Raw genomic sequence first — 17,500 nt, 5'->3', positions numbered from 1 at the left:
AGGTGTACATGACACTGAACATTTTGCACAGATTACATGCCCGGCCAACCGCCGATGGCGACGGCGTCAACATCAAACGCATCGCCGACTTTTCCGGCCGTCACCTGGATCCGTTTTTGATGATCGATGAAATCCGCTCAAACGATGAAAGTGATTATGTCGGCGGTTTCCCGCCCCATCCTCATCGCGGTATCGAAACCTTTACCTACATGAAAACCGGTGGCTTTGAGCACCGTGACCACATGGGCAACCGCGCAGCCATCGTGGCCGGTGACACCCAGTGGATGAGTACCGGGCGCGGCGTATTGCATTCCGAAATGCCGTTGCCGGATGAAACCCACGGTATTCACGGTTTTCAGATTTGGGTCAATATGGCCGCTGCCGACAAGATGCGTGAACCCCGTTACACTGATAGTCGCGCGCAGGGGAACCCCCAGGCCAGCAATGCACAGGGAGCAACATTGCGCGCCCTGGCCGGTGGCTGGCAATGGCATGATACCCAACTGGAAGCGCCCATCAACGGTCTGTCGGCCAACGCCCGCATTGCCGATCTGATGCTCGATCCCAACGGTCAGGGCCAGCTTGAAAGCCTTGAGGGTGAACGACTTATCCTGTTTGTGTATCAGGGCGAACTGAGCAATCCTGCCCTCATTGAAGGCACCGCCGTGGTGGCTGACAATCCTGATTCAGTGACATTGCAGGCCGGTGCTCAGGGAGCCGGTGTATTGGTGTTCACCGGGTCGCCACTCAACGAACCGGTGGCGCACATGGGACCCTTTGTGATGAACACCGAGCAGGAATTACGACAGGCGGTAATGGATTACCAAGCGGGTAAATTTGGCCGCATGTAGCGGCTTCAGACCTGCCGGGGCCTGCCCGGCAGAGTATGGCGCGCCAGGATCCGACGTCCCTCCTGGCGCACATCTGCCCGCTTGGCAAACGCGAACAGCATATCCCTGACGGCCCGGGCCTGGCGCTCCGGCTCGACCACCGGTTGCGGGTAATCCTCACCAAGGGTCACCCCATGCATGGCCTGCTCCATCGCTGTCATCGTCCAGGGCGATGCCCGCAGTGGCATGGGCAGTGCTGACAGTTCCGGCACCCAATGGGCGATAAACTCACCGTCGGGATCATGATCCAGCGCCTGTTTGACCGGGTTGTATAAACGAATGGTATGGATACCGGTGACAGAGGCCTGCATCTGAAATTGGGGATAGTGAATACCGGGTTCAAAATCGACGAACTGGCGAGCCAGGTGCACGACCCCCTGGCGCCAGTCCACTTGCAACTGATGGCACAGAAAGCTCACCAGCATGGCCCGTAGCCGGAAATTCAGATACCCGGTTGCAATCACACACCGCATCGCCGCATCCACCAAGGGCACCCCGGTGTGACCGGTCTTCCAGCACTGTAGCCGGTGCGCTGCGTCGGCATCAGACAAAAACGGAAACTGCCCATAGGCACGATTGAGAGGACGATGCTGCATGTCACATTCGCTTTCAAATTTCTGAATGAAGTGGCTGTGCCAGCGCAGACGGGATTTCACCGCTTTGAGTGCCTTTGCCCATCCCGGCGCGCGATGGGCGTCAACCGCTTTTACCGTCTGACGCAGGCTGATGTTTCCCCACGCCAGATAAGGCGACAGCCGGGAGCAGGCCCTGCGGCTGGCAACCGGTTTCGAAATGCAGCGGGCATAGTCTTTGCCGCGTCCGGCAAGAAAATCATGCAACGTAAACCAGGCACGTCGCTCGCCGCCGGGTTGCATGTGCTCGTCCCGTTGCAACCACGACTCAGGCGGTGAAAATGCCGGGATATACTCACCGCTCAGCCAGTTGATTTTATCAAGCGCAGGATCAGCCGTGGGTGCGCCCATGCGGGCATACCAGGTCTGTAGCCAGTAACGTCGATGGGTCAGCCCGCGCACCACACCGGCGTAGTCAAATTCCAGCCATGGGATCCCCTGCTCTGCGCACCACGTCGCCACCTGTCGATCCCGTGCAAAGGTATTGGCCAGCCCCACTTCCTGATGTGACAACAAGCGCCCAATCCCCCAATGCCGATGAAGATGCTCGAAAACCTGCACTGCATCGCCTTTAGTAACCCAGACCCGGGTATTGAACGGCGCAAGCTGCTGATCCAGATCCTGCAACGATTGCCAGATAAATCGCCAGTGCCGCAGGGAGTAATGGGGGTCCGCCAATAACATGGGTTCGACAATGAACAGCAGCACCACATTACCACGCCGTGCGGCCTCCAGCAGTGGCGCGTGATCGCGAAGACGCAAATCACGCTTTAACCACACCAGTTGCAGCGGCTGATGTTGCTGTCCCATCAGGATGATGTCACCGGCCAGTCCGACGCATCCACACTGTCACCCTGCAGGTGCCCGGTGGATTGCCAATGGTGTACGTAGGCGCCGTCAGGATCGTATTGTCGGGCCTGCTTTTGCAGATCAAAATGTCGATGCCCGCGAGGATCGGCACCGACGCCGGCCAGGTACTGCCAATTGCCCCAATTGCTGGCAACGTCGTAATCGAGCAATTGTTGTTCGAAATAGGCAGCCCCGTAACGCCAGTCCAGTCCAAGTTCATGCACCAGGGCACTGGCGGCCCATTGGCGGGCTCGATTGGACAGATAGCCTGTCTGGTTCAGCTCACACATTGCCGCATTGACGGTGGCATAAGCGGTACTGCCTGACCGCCAGCGGGCAAAGCGCTCGGCCATGAAGGTCGTCAGTGGCTTGCGCCCGCGCTCGCCGCCAAAGCAAAACAAATCCCCCTGCAACCGCCAGGCGTTCCAGTAAAAAAACTCCCGCCACAACAATTCAAAGTACAGCCACTGGGTGGACGGGTTTTCGCCATAGCGTTGCTCATGGGCAAACAGTTCATCCGCCACCCGCCGCACAGACACACACCCGTTCGCCAACCACGGCGATAATTTACTCGAATAGTCCCACCCCAACAGGCCATTGCGGGTTTCTTTATAGTGCCGCACTGCCCCACTGGCGCCCAGGTAGCGGGACAGATGTTGCAGCGCAGCCGTTTCTCCCCCCTGCCATTGACGGGTCACCGGCGCCTCGGCGCACAACGCCTGTAGCTGCCAGGGCGATGCTGTGGATACACCCTGCGGCAAGTGTGAAGGTACCGACAACGGCGCATGAGGCTGACATGACGAAACCTTGTGTCGAAACGGGGTGAATTGTGATGGCACCTTGTCCGTTGCAAATGGCAGGTCACAACTGTCAAACAGGGAATGCCCCTGCAACTGCAGACAGTCGACCCCGGCCAATGTGTGCTTAAGGCGCTGCCACTGCTGTCGCTCATACACCCCGCAATGGGCATTGCAGGCCAGATGAGTGACCGGAAATTGCTGACACAACCGGGAAATTGCTTCGACCGGTTGCCCTTCAATGACCCACAACCGCTGCCCACGTTCTTGCAGTGCGGTGTTCAGCGCTTCAAGGGATTGACGTAAAAACCGTTGCCGGTGAACACCCATCGGGGCGGCATGGAAATGGGTTGGACGAAACCAGCGAGGATCAATCACATACACACACACCATTGCGTCAACGCAACGGGACAGTGCCGCCAGGGCGGGATTATCATGCAGGCGTAAGTCGTGTCGAAACCACATCACGCCCAGTGAAGAGGTCGCAGGCATACAACCAATATGCACTGAGCCGTGATTCGGATCAGTGCATTAACGGATCACGGTGCGCGACGTCGGCTCCGATTGGGCTTAGACGGTTTTTTGCCACCGTGGGACTGATTGTCGCTAAAGCGGGTTAAGGCCGGTTGAGAGCGGCCTTTGGCAAGCGCCTTGTTACCGGCACGGCGTGCATGGGCTTTGGCCGCTTTGCCGGATTTTTCACCCGGTCGGGGCGGCGGCACCAGGTGCTTACTGCCATTGCCGATCAAATGGGCTTTACCCATGTTTTTCAGCGCTTCACGGATCAACGGCCAGTTGGCTGGATCATGGTAACGCAGCAACGCGCGGTGCAAACGGCGCTGACGCTCGCCTTTGGCCACATCCACGGCTTCACTCTTATGACTGATCTTGTGGATTGGGTTTTTCTGGGTGTGGTACATGGTGGTGGCATTCGCCATCGGCGACGGATAGAAGTTCTGCACCTGATCCAGCTTGAAGTTGTTTTCCTTCAGCCACAACGCCAGATTGAGCATGTCGATGTCCCGGGTTCCCGGATGGGCCGAGATAAAATACGGGATCAGGTATTGCTCTTTGCCCGCCTCTTTGGAGTATTTATCGAACAGCTCTTTGAACCGATGATAGGTGCCCATACCGGGCTTCATCATCTTACTCAACGGGCTTTCTTCGGTATGCTCCGGGGCAATTTTCAGATAGCCGCCCACGTGATGGGTGACCAATTCGCGCACATAATTCGGGTCTTCGATCGCCAGATCATAGCGAACCCCGGAGGCAATCAGGACTTTTTTCACCCCCGGCACGGCACGGGCTTTGCGGTACAGGTTGACCGTCGGGGTCTGGTCGGTGTCCATATGGCCGCATATGTCAGGCCACACGCAGGAGAGTCGTCGACAGGTCTGTTCCGCCTTGGCACTTTTGCACCGCAGTTTGTACATGTTTGCGGTGGGACCACCCAGGTCGGAAATCACGCCGGTAAACCCGGGCACTTTGTCGCGAATTTCTTCAATTTCCCGAATGATCGATTCTTCCGACCGGCTTTGGATCACGCGCCCTTCGTGCTCGGTGATTGAGCAGAAAGTACAGCCACCAAAACAGCCGCGCATGATGTTGACCGAGGTTTTGATCATGTCATAGGCCGGGATCTTGGCTTTGCCATAGCGCGGATGAGGCACCCTGGCGTAAGGCAAGGCAAATACTGCGTCCATTTCCTCGGTTTCCAGCGGAAACGCCGGCGGATTGATCCAGACAAAGCGATCGCCATGCCGTTGCATCAACGCCCGTGCACAACCGGGGTTGGTTTCCTGGTGGAGGATCCGTGACGCGTGTGCGTAATGGGTTTTCTGCGCCCGCACGACATCATAGGGCGGCAACAACACATAGGTTTTTTCCCACGGTTTCTGACGTCGTTCACGAGGATTGAAGGTCTGTACGGTGATAGGCTGTGGCGCGCTATCCTGGCCCTGCTCTTTACCATTGCTGGCGCAGGTCTCTTCCACCATCTGATACGGGTTGGGCAAGGGATCAATTTTACCGATCACATCCACTTCGGTGGAATCAACACCACGCCAATCGGGCAAGGGCTCTTTACGGATAACCGCAGTACCGCGGATATCATGCATCTGATCGATACTCTCCCCCTGGGCAATGCGATGAGCCACTTCCAGCAACGGACGCTCAGCATTCCCATACATCAGCAAGTCTGCTTTGCTGTCAAACAGTACGCTGCGGCGCACTTTGTCAGACCAGTAATCATAGTGGGCGATGCGGCGTAAACTGGCTTCTATCCCGCCAATAATGACCGGCTTTTTATACGCTTCCTTACACCGTTGGGTGTACACGGTCACCGCCCGATCCGGCCGCTTCCCGCCCTCGTTGCCGGGAGTATAAGCGTCGTCGTGGCGCAATTTACGGTCTGCGGTGTAGCGGTTGATCATGGAGTCCATGTTGCCGGCAGTGACACCGAAAAACAGGTTCGGCTCACCCAGTTGCATGAAGTCGTCTTTGCTGTGCCAGTCGGGCTGAGCAATGATACCCACGCGGAATCCCTGGGATTCCAGCACCCGACCAATCACCGCCATGCCGAAACTGGGATGATCCACATAGGCATCACCAGTGACCAGAATGATGTCACAACTGTCCCACCCCAGCGCGTCCATTTCTTTGCGTGACATTGGCAAAAATGGCGCAGTACCAAAGCACTCCGCCCAATATTTAGGATAGGAAAACAGCCCCCGCTCAGCATGCATACGCTGAACCGGTTGACGAACACTCGACATGTGACTCCGCAAGGTAAATAACAGGACCGGCGATTATACCAGAAGCCGGGACAGCAAACAGCCGATTATTCGTCGTCCCGATGGGCGCTGATGTCATAGGCGCCGGGTTTACCACTGATACTGACTTCAATCGGCTGACAACAGACCTGGCAGTCAATGATTTGCTGTTGACCCGGGTCGGCGATGGGATCCACCATCAGGGTGTTGCTGGCCATACAATAAGGGCAGGTAAAGGATAACGGCTCGGTCACACTCATGGATCAGCTCCTTGGCATTGCTTCCCCGAGAGTATAGTGCCAGCCAACCATTGACGTCGACTTTTCACATGCTAACCTGTACAAATAACCAGTATCCAACATGCCGTCGTGAAAACCTTACCGGAAAAGTATTACCTGACCCACTTTGAAGAGTTTCTGGCCTACATTGAGCAGGCCTGCAGCCACTTGCTGGGTGACGCAGAACAGCGCTTTGTTCAGCAGGTGCAAGGATTGTGTGAGGATACCCGCTGCATGCTGGTGCGCACCGCCACCCGAAAGCACCCACTGATCAAAGCCGATACCCTGCAATACGATGAGATCCCGGATTGTCCGGGCGCACTGACACAACTCTGCGATCTGGGTCTGATCCGGAGACCGGATGCTCGGGACTGGCCAACGATCCTGCCGCTGCTGGGTAAGGACGACGTCGCCGAGATGCTCGCCCGGCACCAGTTGGAGCTGCCCCGCAGTGCCCGCAAAGACACACTGATCAGCACCGCCATTGCCCACCTCGACGGTAAAGTGGTTGATCAAGCGCCCTGGCAACAGCGCTACTGGCTGCGTAGCTACGACAGCAGTTGGCGCTTTTTGCTGTTTCTGTATTTTGGTGATTTACGCGGCACGCTGAACAAATTCTCGATGCGCGACCTTGGTGTGATGCGTACCGCCGACAACCAGACCACACACACAAGCGCCCGTTTTTCCAACGCTGAAGAAGCACGCCTTGCCTTTGAATGGTCATTGGCACGCCAGCAGCTCAAAGAGGCTGAGCGGGAAGACCGTGTCAACACGGCGTTGACCTTGTTCGATAGCCTGCACAGTCGCCTGGATACGCCAGCACCGCCCCTGGGCGAACGTGCTCAGCACATTCGCGACCGGTTGATACTGCAACTGGCCGCCACACTGAACCCAGATCACCCCGAACGGGCGCAACGGCTATGGTCGTTCAGCCAACACCCGGATGCGCAGGAAAAGCTGATCCGGGCCCACTACAAAGACGGCCACCGGGACGATGTCGAACAGGCGCTGCAGCGGATCATCGATGATCCTCCCAGTGAGCACCTGCTGCTGTTTGCGGAGGATTTTATGGCGCGCAAATTCCACGGCAAGCGCACCAGTACACTGACCGATATGTTGCGCCAGCATAGCCAGTCGGTTGCCGTGGATGAAATGTACCGCAACCGTGTTGAACAAGGGGTGATCAAACATTACCGCCAGCAAGGAAAAACCGCCTGGCACACTGAAAACAACGTCTGGCTGGCCCTGTTCGGCGTGGTGTTCTGGGATGAACTGCACACCGGCAGTCAAGCCAGCCGCGTCACCGAATTCGACTGGCGGCCCCGGGCCCTGGTGGAAAACACCTTTTATGCCCAGGCGTCCGAAGCCATCGAGCAACGCCTGGCAAGCCTCGATACCCAGGCCGCGCTGAGTCGCTACGTGCAACAACAGGTCACCCGCCACTATGGTACTCCCAGTGGAGTGTTCCGCTGGCATAGCGACATCCTGCAGTGGCTGCACAGCGGCATCGCCCACATCGACATCCGCAGCCTGCATCACATACTGCGGGCCATGAGTCAGGACTACCACAGCTACAGTGATGGGTTTCCCGACCTGATGGTGGTGGACAATGGCCAGGTTCGCTTTGAAGAAGTCAAAGCACCGGGCGACCAGTTGCGTAAGAATCAGTTGATCAGTATTCGATTGCTGCAAAACGCCGCTATCGATGTGCGCATCACCCGGGTTGAATGGACCCTTGATCCCTTACAGCCCTATGTGATTGTGGATGTTGAAACCACCGGTGGAAAAGGAGACAACCATCGCATCACCGAGATTGGCATGGTTAAGGTCATTGATGGTGAGGTGGTGGATAAGTGGCACAGCCTGATCAACCCGCAGCGCAACATTCCACCGTTCATCACCCGTCTGACCGGTATCAGCCAGGAAATGGTCGCGGACGCGCCGACCTTTGCGGAGGTGGCCGATGATGTGTTGGATTTTCTCGATGGGGCGGTATTTGTGGCCCACAATGTCAGTTTCGACTACGGTTTTTTCCGCGCCGAGTTCAACCGCCTGGCGCGCAACTGGTACATGCCACGACTGTGCACCGTGCAAGGCATGCGCAAAGCCGAACCGGGGCTGTCCTCCTACGCGCTGAAAAACCTGTGTGCCCATTTTGACATCCCGTTGACCGATCACCACCGGGCGTTGGCCGATGCACAAGCGACCGCATCTCTATTTCAGCACATTCAGGCCCATCGGCTGGCCACCCATCAACGGGGGCCTTCAGACACCAGCGTGTCATAATGCTGTTGCCATTGGGCCGGTAGCCAATCGACATAGAAACGCACAAAGGCAGCCTGATCCTGCGCCGTGATACGCTCGTTTAGCCGTTGAATAATTTCACGTCCGAGTACCGAATTACGGCAACTGACCGCCGGATGCAACAACGCCGCGGATTGATCGATCAGAAAAAAGCGTAGCCGTTGGGACTGACCGTTGTTGTGCATGTGCCAGCCGAGCTCCGCGGCACTGCCGATGGTGCCATCAAAGCGCTTGGCCAGTAGTAAAGGAATGGATTGCCGTTCACCGTCAATGCCTACCACTCCATCACTATTGGCTGCCAGCAGACCGTCGATATGCGCCCCGTAAACCCGTTTCTTATTCACTCCGATTAACCAGTTTTGTTGCAGGGCGTCAGACAATGACACCCGCTGTTCATCGAGCATGATCCCTGGCAGACGTGGGTCATCTGCGCGGGCGATAAAGCCATTGGCGATGATGCCCAAAATAGGGCGGGAAAAATGCATATAATTGGCCCGCTCAGGGCTGTGCAGCAAGGTCAGGGTGCAGAACTGCTCATCGGTTTTCATCAGTTGTTGAATACGTTGCAAACTCGCGTACTGCTGACGGTGGGTGTACTCAGGAAGGCGTTGTTGGATCAGGGCCTGTGCTTTATCGCAATAACCCTGCTTGTCAGGTGCGCCCGGCATGTGGCAAGGAGGAAATTTAGACGACAGCCACAGTACCGAAGGTTGGGCTTGCACCACCGCGGTCATCCCCAGCAGCATTGCTATACCCCAGCGTTGCATCAATGACGCCCATCGGCCCATGCCTGACTCTCTCGTGTAACCGTCAATAACGTCTAGGCTAGCGGGTGTTCAGGATTTGAGCAATGCTTTAATACAACTGGGGGTGTAGATAAGGGGCCAGCGCCATGATCATCGCCTGCTCGTAAGCGCCTTGTCGGCTCTCCAGACCATTGGTGAACAAACTGATCGCGCCGCCTTTTTGTTTCACATTGGTGGTGCCAAACATTTCATCCATCAATGGACCTAATTCGGCCCCTTGTTGCAGCGCTTCAAACACCGAGGCAGGGAGCGGCAGGTTGGCACTGCGACCGACCACCGTGCGGGTATCGTGGGCAATGACCACATAGGCGAAGGTTGCCGCGCCGTATGCAAACCCGTCAACGCCCCCTTCGATGGCGACATAATAGTCAGCGTCAAAATGTTGCTGGCAAAACACCACCCGATTGCGGGCACCAGTGAGGGTCTCATCGCCATTGAGCGGTTGGTCGGCAACACCGGACGGTGCCGACACGCCCTGAACATCAAGATCAGACTGAGGCCAGGCGGCCTGGAAGGCATTGGCGACCGCCTGCACTTTTACCGGGTTTTTGGAACCCACCACAATGCGCAGTTGCTGGCCGTTTGTAGGTTGTTTGGATACGTCTTGCATAAGAGGATTAACTGGCCTCGTCGGTCATGGCAGACATGACGCGATTGCGGCCGGCCTTTTTGGCCTGATACAGCGCCCGATCGGCCCGTTGAAACAGTCCACTGAAATTGTCACCCCGTTGTAGCTGGGCAACACCGAAGCTGGAGCTGATACGCAAACCGTTGAGCTTTAACTCCTCCAGCCCCATGCGAATACGATCGGCGATGTGCTCAGCGTCTTCTTCAATGGTGCGCGGTAGCAGCAGTACAAATTCATCGCCACCAAAGCGTCCGATCATGTCACTGGGACGCAAACACTGGCGGGCCACATCACTGACCGCCTTGAGAGCATCATCACCGACACTGTGGCCATGTTGATCATTGATCAGCTTAAAGTGATCGATATCGAACACCACCAGCGACAAGGGCAAATCAAAGGTCTGGCTGCGATGGATTTCGGACTCTGCTTTGAGCAACATGTGTTCGCGGGATGCCGTGCGGGTCAATGAATCGGTATCGACTTTGCGGCGTAACTTGCGCACATCGGCAGTCAGCGCCGGCACAGCCACACCAAATAACGCGTTAGCGGCCACCACGTTGATCGCGAACTGATACACCATCACGTATTCCATCAACCCGAGCACATGTACCAGCAGTGCGATCAGAAAGCTGCTGATGGCCAGACTGAGGGTATTAAAAAACGCACTTTCACTGCAGGCGATCCACATGTGGGGCACGGCAAGAAAGAATATCGCAAATGCACTTTCCGGTGCCTGACTGTAGTCAGCCAGCAGCATAGAGGCCACGATCATGGTGACCACGGTCAGTAGCTTAAACTTGTATTCCCGGCTGGGGCGATACTGACGCATGCCCAGGTAGCCATCAAGGCGAAAGTTGGGCTTGGCATGCACCAGCGCCAGCAAAGCGGCGAACAGCGGTGCCAGCACAATCACGCCGGCCATATCGCCGATCCAGAACGGCAGCCAGGTACTCGACAATGCACTTTCGGGCATCATACTGGTGACAATCAGCACACCCAACACCAAAAAGGTCGCTGCCAGCGACACCAACGCCGTCGACACCAGGAAGGTAATAATAAGCTGTGGAAGACTGAGACGGTTACTGCGCGCCAGCCAACTGACCAGACTGGCCCCCAGATAATAGGGCGCTATGTGGGCCACGGAAAACAACCCGCCGGCCAACAGCAGTTGCTCGAGGGACATGCCCAGCTCGTAATACTGCCCGGTCCAGACGGTGATAAGGGTGCCCGCCAGCATCAATGGCAACACCGCACTGAAACCCATGATCAACAACGCGGCGTAGGTCAGCCCGGCAGCAGGAAACCACACACTGGCGTGATCGGTGTACTCCACCAGACGACCCAGCTGCCAGACCATCAACCACATGAGGGCAAGTACCCCACTGCGCAACAGTGTAGAGTTCTTAAACCCGTTCAGAACCTTACGGCGTAAGGCGTCACTTGTTAGCATGTAGTGCTGGCACTCCAGTAAAACACCTGACCGCTGTCGCTACCGCCCAGTATGGCTGTACCATCCGGCGTGATTTGCATCGGCCAATTCATTAGCGTGGTGTCATATTGCCACACTTTTTCGCCGCTGACACCATCATAGAGGTAGAAGTGGCCTGCGCTCTCAGCGGTACTGGCATCACCGGTGCTGGAATAGGGTTCGCCATCGGTGGCGGTGACCTGGGTTGCGTTGCGATCCAGACTGACACCCGGATTCGCCCCCAGGTTCAACAAGCTTTGCCAGCCACTGGGTTGGGAAGCGCTGGTCACCGGCGTAGCAAAACGCCGCACATACAGCACGCCCTGCTGAACATTGGACTGATTGGCGCCAATCGCGGCCACCACATCACCGCTATCGGTACGGGTAATGTCGGCGCCATAGGCCACCGACAATGACAGATTATTCGGTGCCAAAAGCGCTGCGACCTGTTCAGGATTAGCGGCGTCAATCAGCGCGCCCTGACCACTGTGCAATGCGGCAACCCAGTATGTGCCGTCATCCGTGGTTGCCACACGCATGCTACCACTGGGCAATGCGCAATGGCTTTGCACCGTTAGCCCGGTGCTTGTCGATGGGTCGACGGCCAGGCGCATGACCCGTCCTTGGGTAGAGGACGTTGTCGCTTCCCCCTTCCAGCGACGGGCATTGTCGGCGTAATCGATTGCCGACACCAGCATACAGTCACCGCCAGCATCGATGGCACAACTGTTGAGGTACCAAGGGCTACAACTGATACTACCAACACGGGAAGCCTTGTCATCGTCCACCAGGTACAGATAGGCACTGTCACCGGCCACCACCAGCAAGCGCTCACCGTCGGCACTGAAGGCCACCTGATTGACCCGTTCGCTGAAATACTCCACCAGCAACTGCTTACCCGAGGTGCCGTCAAAAATCTGTAAAAATCCCTGCTCTTTGCTCAGTGCCCCGCCAGCCGCGACGGCCCTTGCGGTATCATTCACCGCAACCCAGAACACTCCCTGCTGCGCCTCGTTTTGTGGGATGGGATGCTGCCAGCGCTGACTGCCGTCTCGGTTGTAGGCATACACTGAAAAATGGCCATCGCCGTATTCCTGGGATGTGCCGAACACGCACAGACTGCCATCGGCGCTGATGGCGACCGAATTAACCTGTGTATCAGCGTGTTGAGGAACCTGCCAGCGGGGTTGTTGGGGAATGCTCGTCATTGTGTAGCTCCATGTCATCAAAGGTGGACGCGGACTCATCGGCCAGCAACTGCAGACGGGCAAAATCCCGGTACAGCGGACTGCTTTTGAGTAACGCGTTGTGGGTGCCTTGCGCCACCAATTTTCCGTGCTCCAGCACCAAAATCCGATCGGCATTGACCACGGTGGTCAGCCGGTGAGCGATCACCAGCGTGGTCCGGGTTGCCATTAATTCTTCCAATGCCTGTTTGACGGCATGTTCGCTACTGGCATCCAGCGCACTGGTCGCTTCATCCAGTAACAGAATGGGTCGGTCTGCCAGCATTGCCCGAGCAATGGCAATGCGTTGCTTCTGACCACCCGACAATCTCACCCCCCGCTCACCCAAACCGGTCTCATACCCTTGTGGCAATGCCTGGATAAATTCATCGGCATGGGCGGCCTTGGCCGCGGCAATCACCGCCTGCTGAGATGCCTCTGGGTTGGCGTAGGCAATGTTATCCTGTACCGATGCGGCAAAGATCACCGGCTCCTGAGGAACAAGGGCAAATTGTTGACGCAACGAGGTGAGAGACAATGAAGTACAGGGCTGATCGTCGAGGTAAATCTGCCCTTGCTGCGGGGTATAGAAGCCCAACAACAGTTGAAACAAGGTGCTTTTCCCTGCCCCGCTGGGCCCTACCAACGCCACCCGTTCGCCGGGGTTGATGGTAATATTCAGACCATGAAGTACCGGCAATTCCTTATCACCGGGATAGGTAAAATGAACGTCTTCAAAACGCAATGCCCCTTTTACCGGTTGCGCCACCATACCCTCGCCCCGGCCGTCCAGAAGCGGGTTTTTCTCCGCCAACAAGGCCAGCAGACGTTCACTGGCACCGGCCGCTTTTTGCACTTCACCAATCACTTCACTGAGGGTCGCCACACTGCCACCGGCCATGACCGCATAGAACATGAAGGCGGTGAGTTCACCGGCGCTGACGCTGCCGGACAATACCTGATGAGCGCCCGACCAGGCCACCAAAGTTATGGCTGTAAGGCTGATCACCATCATGCTGGCCATCAACCCGGCGCGGGCACGGATGCGTTGCTGGGCAGCCCCCATGATCCGCTCAATACGATCGGTAAAGGCTTGTCGGTCCCGCGCTTCATGGGTGTAGGCCTGCACCGTATGAATTTCGTGCAAGGTTTCATCCACCTGCGCGCCCATATCCGCAACCCTGTCCTGGCTGTTACTGGCATAGCGCCGTACCCTGTCGCCCAACAGGCGAATGGGCAACAGCACCAACGGCACAGCGATCATCACATACAGCGTCAGACGGGGGCTGGTGATCAGCATCAGCAGCAATGCCCCGATGAAAGTGATAGACGCGCGCAGAGACATGGACAGGCCCATCCCGACGATGTTCTGCAGCAAGGTGGTGTCGCTGGTGAAACGGGAAATGATGTCGCCGGTACGGGTTTGGGCAAAAAAGCTTGGCGGCAACGACAGTAAATGATGATAAACCGCATTGCGGATATCCGCGCTGACCCGTTCACCCAACCAGATCATCCAGTAAAAACGTACAAACGCAGCAATACTGCCCACAATGCCAAGGCCAATAACGACCAACGCATAGAAATTGAGCTGTTCTGGGTTCTGGGCTGAAAAACCCTCATCGACAATGCCTTTGACCCCCTGCCCCAGCGCCAACCAGCACGCGGCCCCCACCAACAGCGCCAGTAGGGCCATCACCACCCGCCATTTGTAAGGGCGCAGATGACCAAACAGCCACGCCATGACGGCGCGGGAAGAGACAGATTGGGAGGCGTTGACAGACATATGCCCTGAAACCGGAACTGAACTGAGACTACCCTAGCAGGTCGGTGTTATGCGGGCAATCCCATTGAGCCTGCCGCAAGGTTCTGGTAGGTTGCGTTGTTTTTCCCAGTATCGGTGACCCCATGCCCATTGTTGAAGGCAATATCCGCAAAATGCACGCCAGCGCTGTCGATGGCCTCGCCTCCTATTCTCTGCCGATTGGCGAGCACAACCTGGCGATCGATCCCTTAATCGGGCAGACCCTGAGCGTACGCTGGAATGGCGATATTCATTGCGTACATTGCAACCGCAAAACCCGTAAAAGCTTCAATCAGGGCTATTGCTATCCTTGTGTGATGAAACTTGCACAGTGCGATACCTGTATCATCAAGCCGGAACAGTGCCACTATGATCAGGGCACCTGCCGGGAGCCTGAATGGGGTGAAGCGCACTGCCTGACCGACCACTTCGTGTACCTGGCCAATACCGGCACGGTTAAAGTGGGCATCACCCGTCATGTCAGCGACGGCATTTCCAGCCGCTGGCTGGATCAGGGTGCGACTCAGGCAATTCCCTTGTTGCGGGTCAAAGACCGCCTGACCAGCGGCCTGGTTGAAACCGCCTGCAAACAACACATCGCCGACAAAACCAATTGGCGCACCATGCTCAAGGGCACGCCGGATGACGTCGATTTGGCCGCGCGCAAACAGGAGCTGCTGGCACTTATCGCGGATGACATTGCAACCATCCAGCAACAGCAAGGGCTGCAAAGTGTTGCCGAGGTCGACGGACCGGCGGTGGCTATCCGCTACCCGGTGAGTCACTACCCGGAGAAAATCAAATCCATTAACCTCGACAAAGACGGCGAGTTTGCAGGACAATTGCAAGGCATCAAGGGCCAATACTGGCTGCTGGATGGCGACCGGGTGATCAACCTGCGCAAATATGCGGGCTACCACCTGCACATCGAATATCAAGGAGCATAACCATGCAACGCATTTGCGGTGTGGAACTGAAAGGCAACGAAGCGATCATTGTATTGATGGCAATGGACAGAGGTTTATGTCAGGTGCCCGATTGTCGGGTGCGCAAAGTGGTGCTGGCCTCCGACGATCCCAAAGGCCTCAAGCACTTTCAGAAAACCTTTGCCAAACTGATGAGTGACTATCAGATCACAGACGTTGTCATCAAACAGCGTGCCACCAAAGGCAAGTTCGCCGGTGGTGCAGTTGGCTTTAAACTGGAAGCCTGTATTCAGCTCATCGACGAGTTAACCGTTTCACTGCTGCACAGCAGCGCCATCGGACAAACCCTCAAACGCCACCCACTGGCGGTTTCACTGGCCGACGCCGGACTGAAAGGCTTCCAGGATGGTGCATTTCAGACCGCTTATGCGGCGCTGATGGGTAGTGCCGAGCCGGATTCAGTGTCATGAGATTAGAGATCTGGTGAATAACATGGGGACCAGGCAGTCCCCTGTGACAAGGACGTCATTGTTCATTCACACCCCCGCGGCCCGTTCTTCGTCCCGCAGGGTCAACACCTCTGCGCCGTCTTCTGTCACCAACACCGTGTGCTCCCATTGAGCCGACAGGGTTTTGTCCCGGGTCACCACGGTCCAGCCGTCCTTTTTGGTCTTGGTCCTGTGGCTGCCCTGATTGATCATCGGCTCGATGGTAAATGTCATCCCGGCTTGCAGACGGATACCGACGCCGGGTGACCCGAAATGGAGAATATCGGGCTTTTCATGCATTTCACGGCCAATCCCGTGACCACAGTACTCCCTGACCACACTGTAGCCCCGTTGCTCGGCATAGGTTTGAATGGCATGGCCGATATCACCGGTGGTTGCCCCCGGTCTGACACAGCGGATCCCCTGCCACATGGCCTCATAACAGGTATCTACCAGCTTACGGGCAATCGGTGTGGTTTGGCCGACCAGATACATTTTGCTGCTGTCAGCAACAAAGCCATTTTTCTCCAGGGTGATGTCAATGTTGACGATGTCGCCTTGCTTCAATCGCTTGGAGGCGCTGGGTATGCCGTGACAAACCACCTCATTGACTGAGCTGTTCAACACGTATGGGTAGTCGTACTGCCCCTTACTGGCGGGCCGTGCCTGCAGCGTGTCAGTAATATAGGTCTCAACAAAATCGTTCAGTTCCAGCGTACTGCTCCCCACCTCAACCCGTTCATCCAGCGCGGCAAATACCTGCGCCAACAGCTGACCTGCGGTGCGCATCAGGGCTATTTCATCGGCGCTTTTGAGGATAATGTCACTCATTGACTAACTTCACCGATGCCACCTTCTGGTTACGCATCTCCCGGCTCAGGATTTGTTCGTAGGTCAGGTTGGGATTTTGCTCAGCCAGGCGACCGATTTTCATCCAGAATTCCGCCTGTGAATTGATTGAGCGCTCCATCACAACGCTGTTTTTGCGCACATCCTCGTGCAGTTCATCGGAAATTTTGACAATACCCATAACATACTCAAAAAGAACAATTTGATACAATATGCTACATATTGCTACAAAATGCAATTTTTAACTGTCATGAATACCTGCGGTCACGGTTATCCGGCTGCCTTGTTGCTGGCGGATATGCTGACCAGTAACCAGCGACCGTCACGCTTGGACCACACCTGCGTTCCACCACCGGCCGCGGTGAATTTATCGCCGCTGTGCAGCGTGCCACGCTGGCGGTATTCATTGACCAGGATCACCGTATAGGCATCAATCACCGACAGGCTTATCCGGGTAAAGATCAGTTCATCAATGGATTTCACCGCTCCAAACCCCTGCTCGATCAGTGGCCGCAAGTCATCTACCGATGTCCAGACGCTGCCATCGGCGTTCAGACCGACAAACTTTTGTGCATCGACAAGACGAAAATAGGCGTCGGCATTCAGCGCAATGGCCGCCGCTTTCAAGGCTGAGAAGGCCTCAGTGACCTCGTTTTTGATGGTCGCCACTTCGGCGTCGGATAGCAGTTGATCGTGGGCAGTGGTGCTTAAAGAGAACAGCAGACAAAGCGTGCCTGCACACAGTCCTTTGATGTTCATTCAGAAGTGTCCTTGGTTAGAAGCGTGT

16 protein-coding genes are annotated in these 17,500 nt (G+C 56.4%); 4 read left to right on the top strand and 12 right to left on the bottom strand.

Annotated elements, in window-relative coordinates; translation table 11 throughout:
* Positions 1-14: 14 nt before the first annotated feature.
* Positions 15-851: a pirin family protein gene (locus tag LJ739_RS09965; RefSeq protein WP_407646778.1), complete on the top strand. Its 837-nt coding sequence runs from the start codon at positions 15-17 to the stop codon at positions 849-851.
* Between the two features lie 5 nt (positions 852-856).
* On the opposite strand, the gene LJ739_RS09960 is transcribed toward LJ739_RS09965, so the two are convergent.
* The 4 genes from LJ739_RS09960 to LJ739_RS09945 form a co-directional block, all read right to left on the bottom strand.
* The gene (locus tag LJ739_RS09960) at positions 857-2,332 is read right to left on the bottom strand and encodes an FAD-binding domain-containing protein (protein ID WP_229160041.1); all 1,476 of its coding nucleotides are present in this window, start codon (positions 2,330-2,332) and stop codon (positions 857-859) included.
* Positions 2,332-3,660, bottom strand: coding sequence for a DASH family cryptochrome (locus LJ739_RS09955; protein ID WP_229160040.1), 1,329 nt, complete (start codon positions 3,658-3,660; stop codon positions 2,332-2,334). Before LJ739_RS09955 ends, LJ739_RS09960 begins: the two co-directional genes overlap by 1 nt.
* 47 nt (positions 3,661-3,707) lie before the next feature.
* Positions 3,708-5,942: a YgiQ family radical SAM protein gene (locus LJ739_RS09950; RefSeq protein WP_229160037.1), complete on the bottom strand. Its 2,235-nt coding sequence runs from the start codon at positions 5,940-5,942 to the stop codon at positions 3,708-3,710.
* 65 nt (positions 5,943-6,007) lie between these two features.
* Positions 6,008-6,199, bottom strand: a complete 192-nt coding sequence (locus tag LJ739_RS09945; RefSeq protein WP_229160028.1) for a CPXCG motif-containing cysteine-rich protein — start codon at positions 6,197-6,199, stop codon at positions 6,008-6,010.
* 108 nt (positions 6,200-6,307) lie between these two features.
* On the opposite strand from LJ739_RS09945, the gene LJ739_RS19130 reads away from it, so the two are divergent.
* The gene (locus LJ739_RS19130) at positions 6,308-8,503 is read left to right on the top strand and encodes an exonuclease domain-containing protein (RefSeq protein ID WP_229160026.1); all 2,196 of its coding nucleotides are present in this window, start codon (positions 6,308-6,310) and stop codon (positions 8,501-8,503) included.
* Here LJ739_RS19130 and LJ739_RS09935 read toward each other — a convergent pair.
* From LJ739_RS09935 to LJ739_RS09915, 5 genes are all read right to left on the bottom strand, one after another.
* Positions 8,470-9,309, bottom strand: coding sequence for a hypothetical protein (locus LJ739_RS09935; protein WP_229160024.1), 840 nt, complete (start codon positions 9,307-9,309; stop codon positions 8,470-8,472). The genes LJ739_RS19130 and LJ739_RS09935 overlap by 34 nt on opposite strands.
* A gap of 67 nt (positions 9,310-9,376) precedes the next feature.
* Complete coding sequence (gene yjjX, locus LJ739_RS09930) at positions 9,377-9,937, bottom strand: inosine/xanthosine triphosphatase (protein WP_229160022.1); 561 nt, start codon at positions 9,935-9,937, stop codon at positions 9,377-9,379.
* Between the two features lie 7 nt (positions 9,938-9,944).
* Entirely contained in the window at positions 9,945-11,405 is a 1,461-nt protein-coding gene (locus LJ739_RS09925) for a GGDEF domain-containing protein (protein WP_229160021.1), read from the bottom strand.
* Entirely contained in the window at positions 11,399-12,631 is a 1,233-nt protein-coding gene (locus tag LJ739_RS09920; RefSeq protein WP_229160019.1) for a WD40 repeat domain-containing protein, read from the bottom strand. Before LJ739_RS09920 ends, LJ739_RS09925 begins: the two co-directional genes overlap by 7 nt.
* Complete coding sequence (locus tag LJ739_RS09915; protein ID WP_229160016.1) at positions 12,582-14,432, bottom strand: ABC transporter transmembrane domain-containing protein; 1,851 nt, start codon at positions 14,430-14,432, stop codon at positions 12,582-12,584. The genes LJ739_RS09920 and LJ739_RS09915 overlap by 50 nt, the downstream gene beginning before the upstream one ends.
* Before the next feature lie 122 nt (positions 14,433-14,554).
* Between LJ739_RS09915 and LJ739_RS09910 the strand changes: the two genes are divergently transcribed.
* Positions 14,555-15,397 carry a DUF2797 domain-containing protein gene (locus LJ739_RS09910; RefSeq protein WP_229160014.1) on the top strand — a complete coding sequence of 281 codons (843 nt, stop codon included), beginning with the start codon at positions 14,555-14,557 and terminating at the stop codon, positions 15,395-15,397.
* A gap of 2 nt (positions 15,398-15,399) precedes the next feature.
* Positions 15,400-15,846: a DUF3010 family protein gene (locus LJ739_RS09905; protein WP_229160012.1), complete on the top strand. Its 447-nt coding sequence runs from the start codon at positions 15,400-15,402 to the stop codon at positions 15,844-15,846.
* Positions 15,847-15,912: 66 nt separating this feature from the next.
* Here the strand turns inward: LJ739_RS09905 and map are convergent, their stop codons facing one another.
* The 3 genes from map to LJ739_RS09890 form a co-directional block, all read right to left on the bottom strand.
* On the bottom strand, positions 15,913-16,695 hold the full coding sequence (gene map / locus LJ739_RS09900; protein ID WP_229160010.1) for a type I methionyl aminopeptidase: 783 nt from the start codon (positions 16,693-16,695) through the stop codon (positions 15,913-15,915).
* Positions 16,688-16,894, bottom strand: a complete 207-nt coding sequence (locus LJ739_RS09895) for a ParD-like family protein (protein ID WP_229160008.1) — start codon at positions 16,892-16,894, stop codon at positions 16,688-16,690. Before LJ739_RS09895 ends, map begins: the two co-directional genes overlap by 8 nt.
* An 89-nt stretch (positions 16,895-16,983) precedes the next feature.
* A complete protein-coding gene (locus tag LJ739_RS09890; RefSeq protein WP_229160006.1) occupies positions 16,984-17,472 on the bottom strand; it encodes a DUF4440 domain-containing protein in 489 nt (162 codons plus the stop codon).
* Positions 17,473-17,500 lie beyond the last annotated feature (28 nt).

This window comes from Fluctibacter halophilus (genome assembly GCF_020687825.1).
Classification (GTDB): domain Bacteria; phylum Pseudomonadota; class Gammaproteobacteria; order Enterobacterales; family Alteromonadaceae; genus Fluctibacter; species Fluctibacter halophilus.
This window is presented reverse-complemented; position numbering and strand designations above follow the sequence as displayed.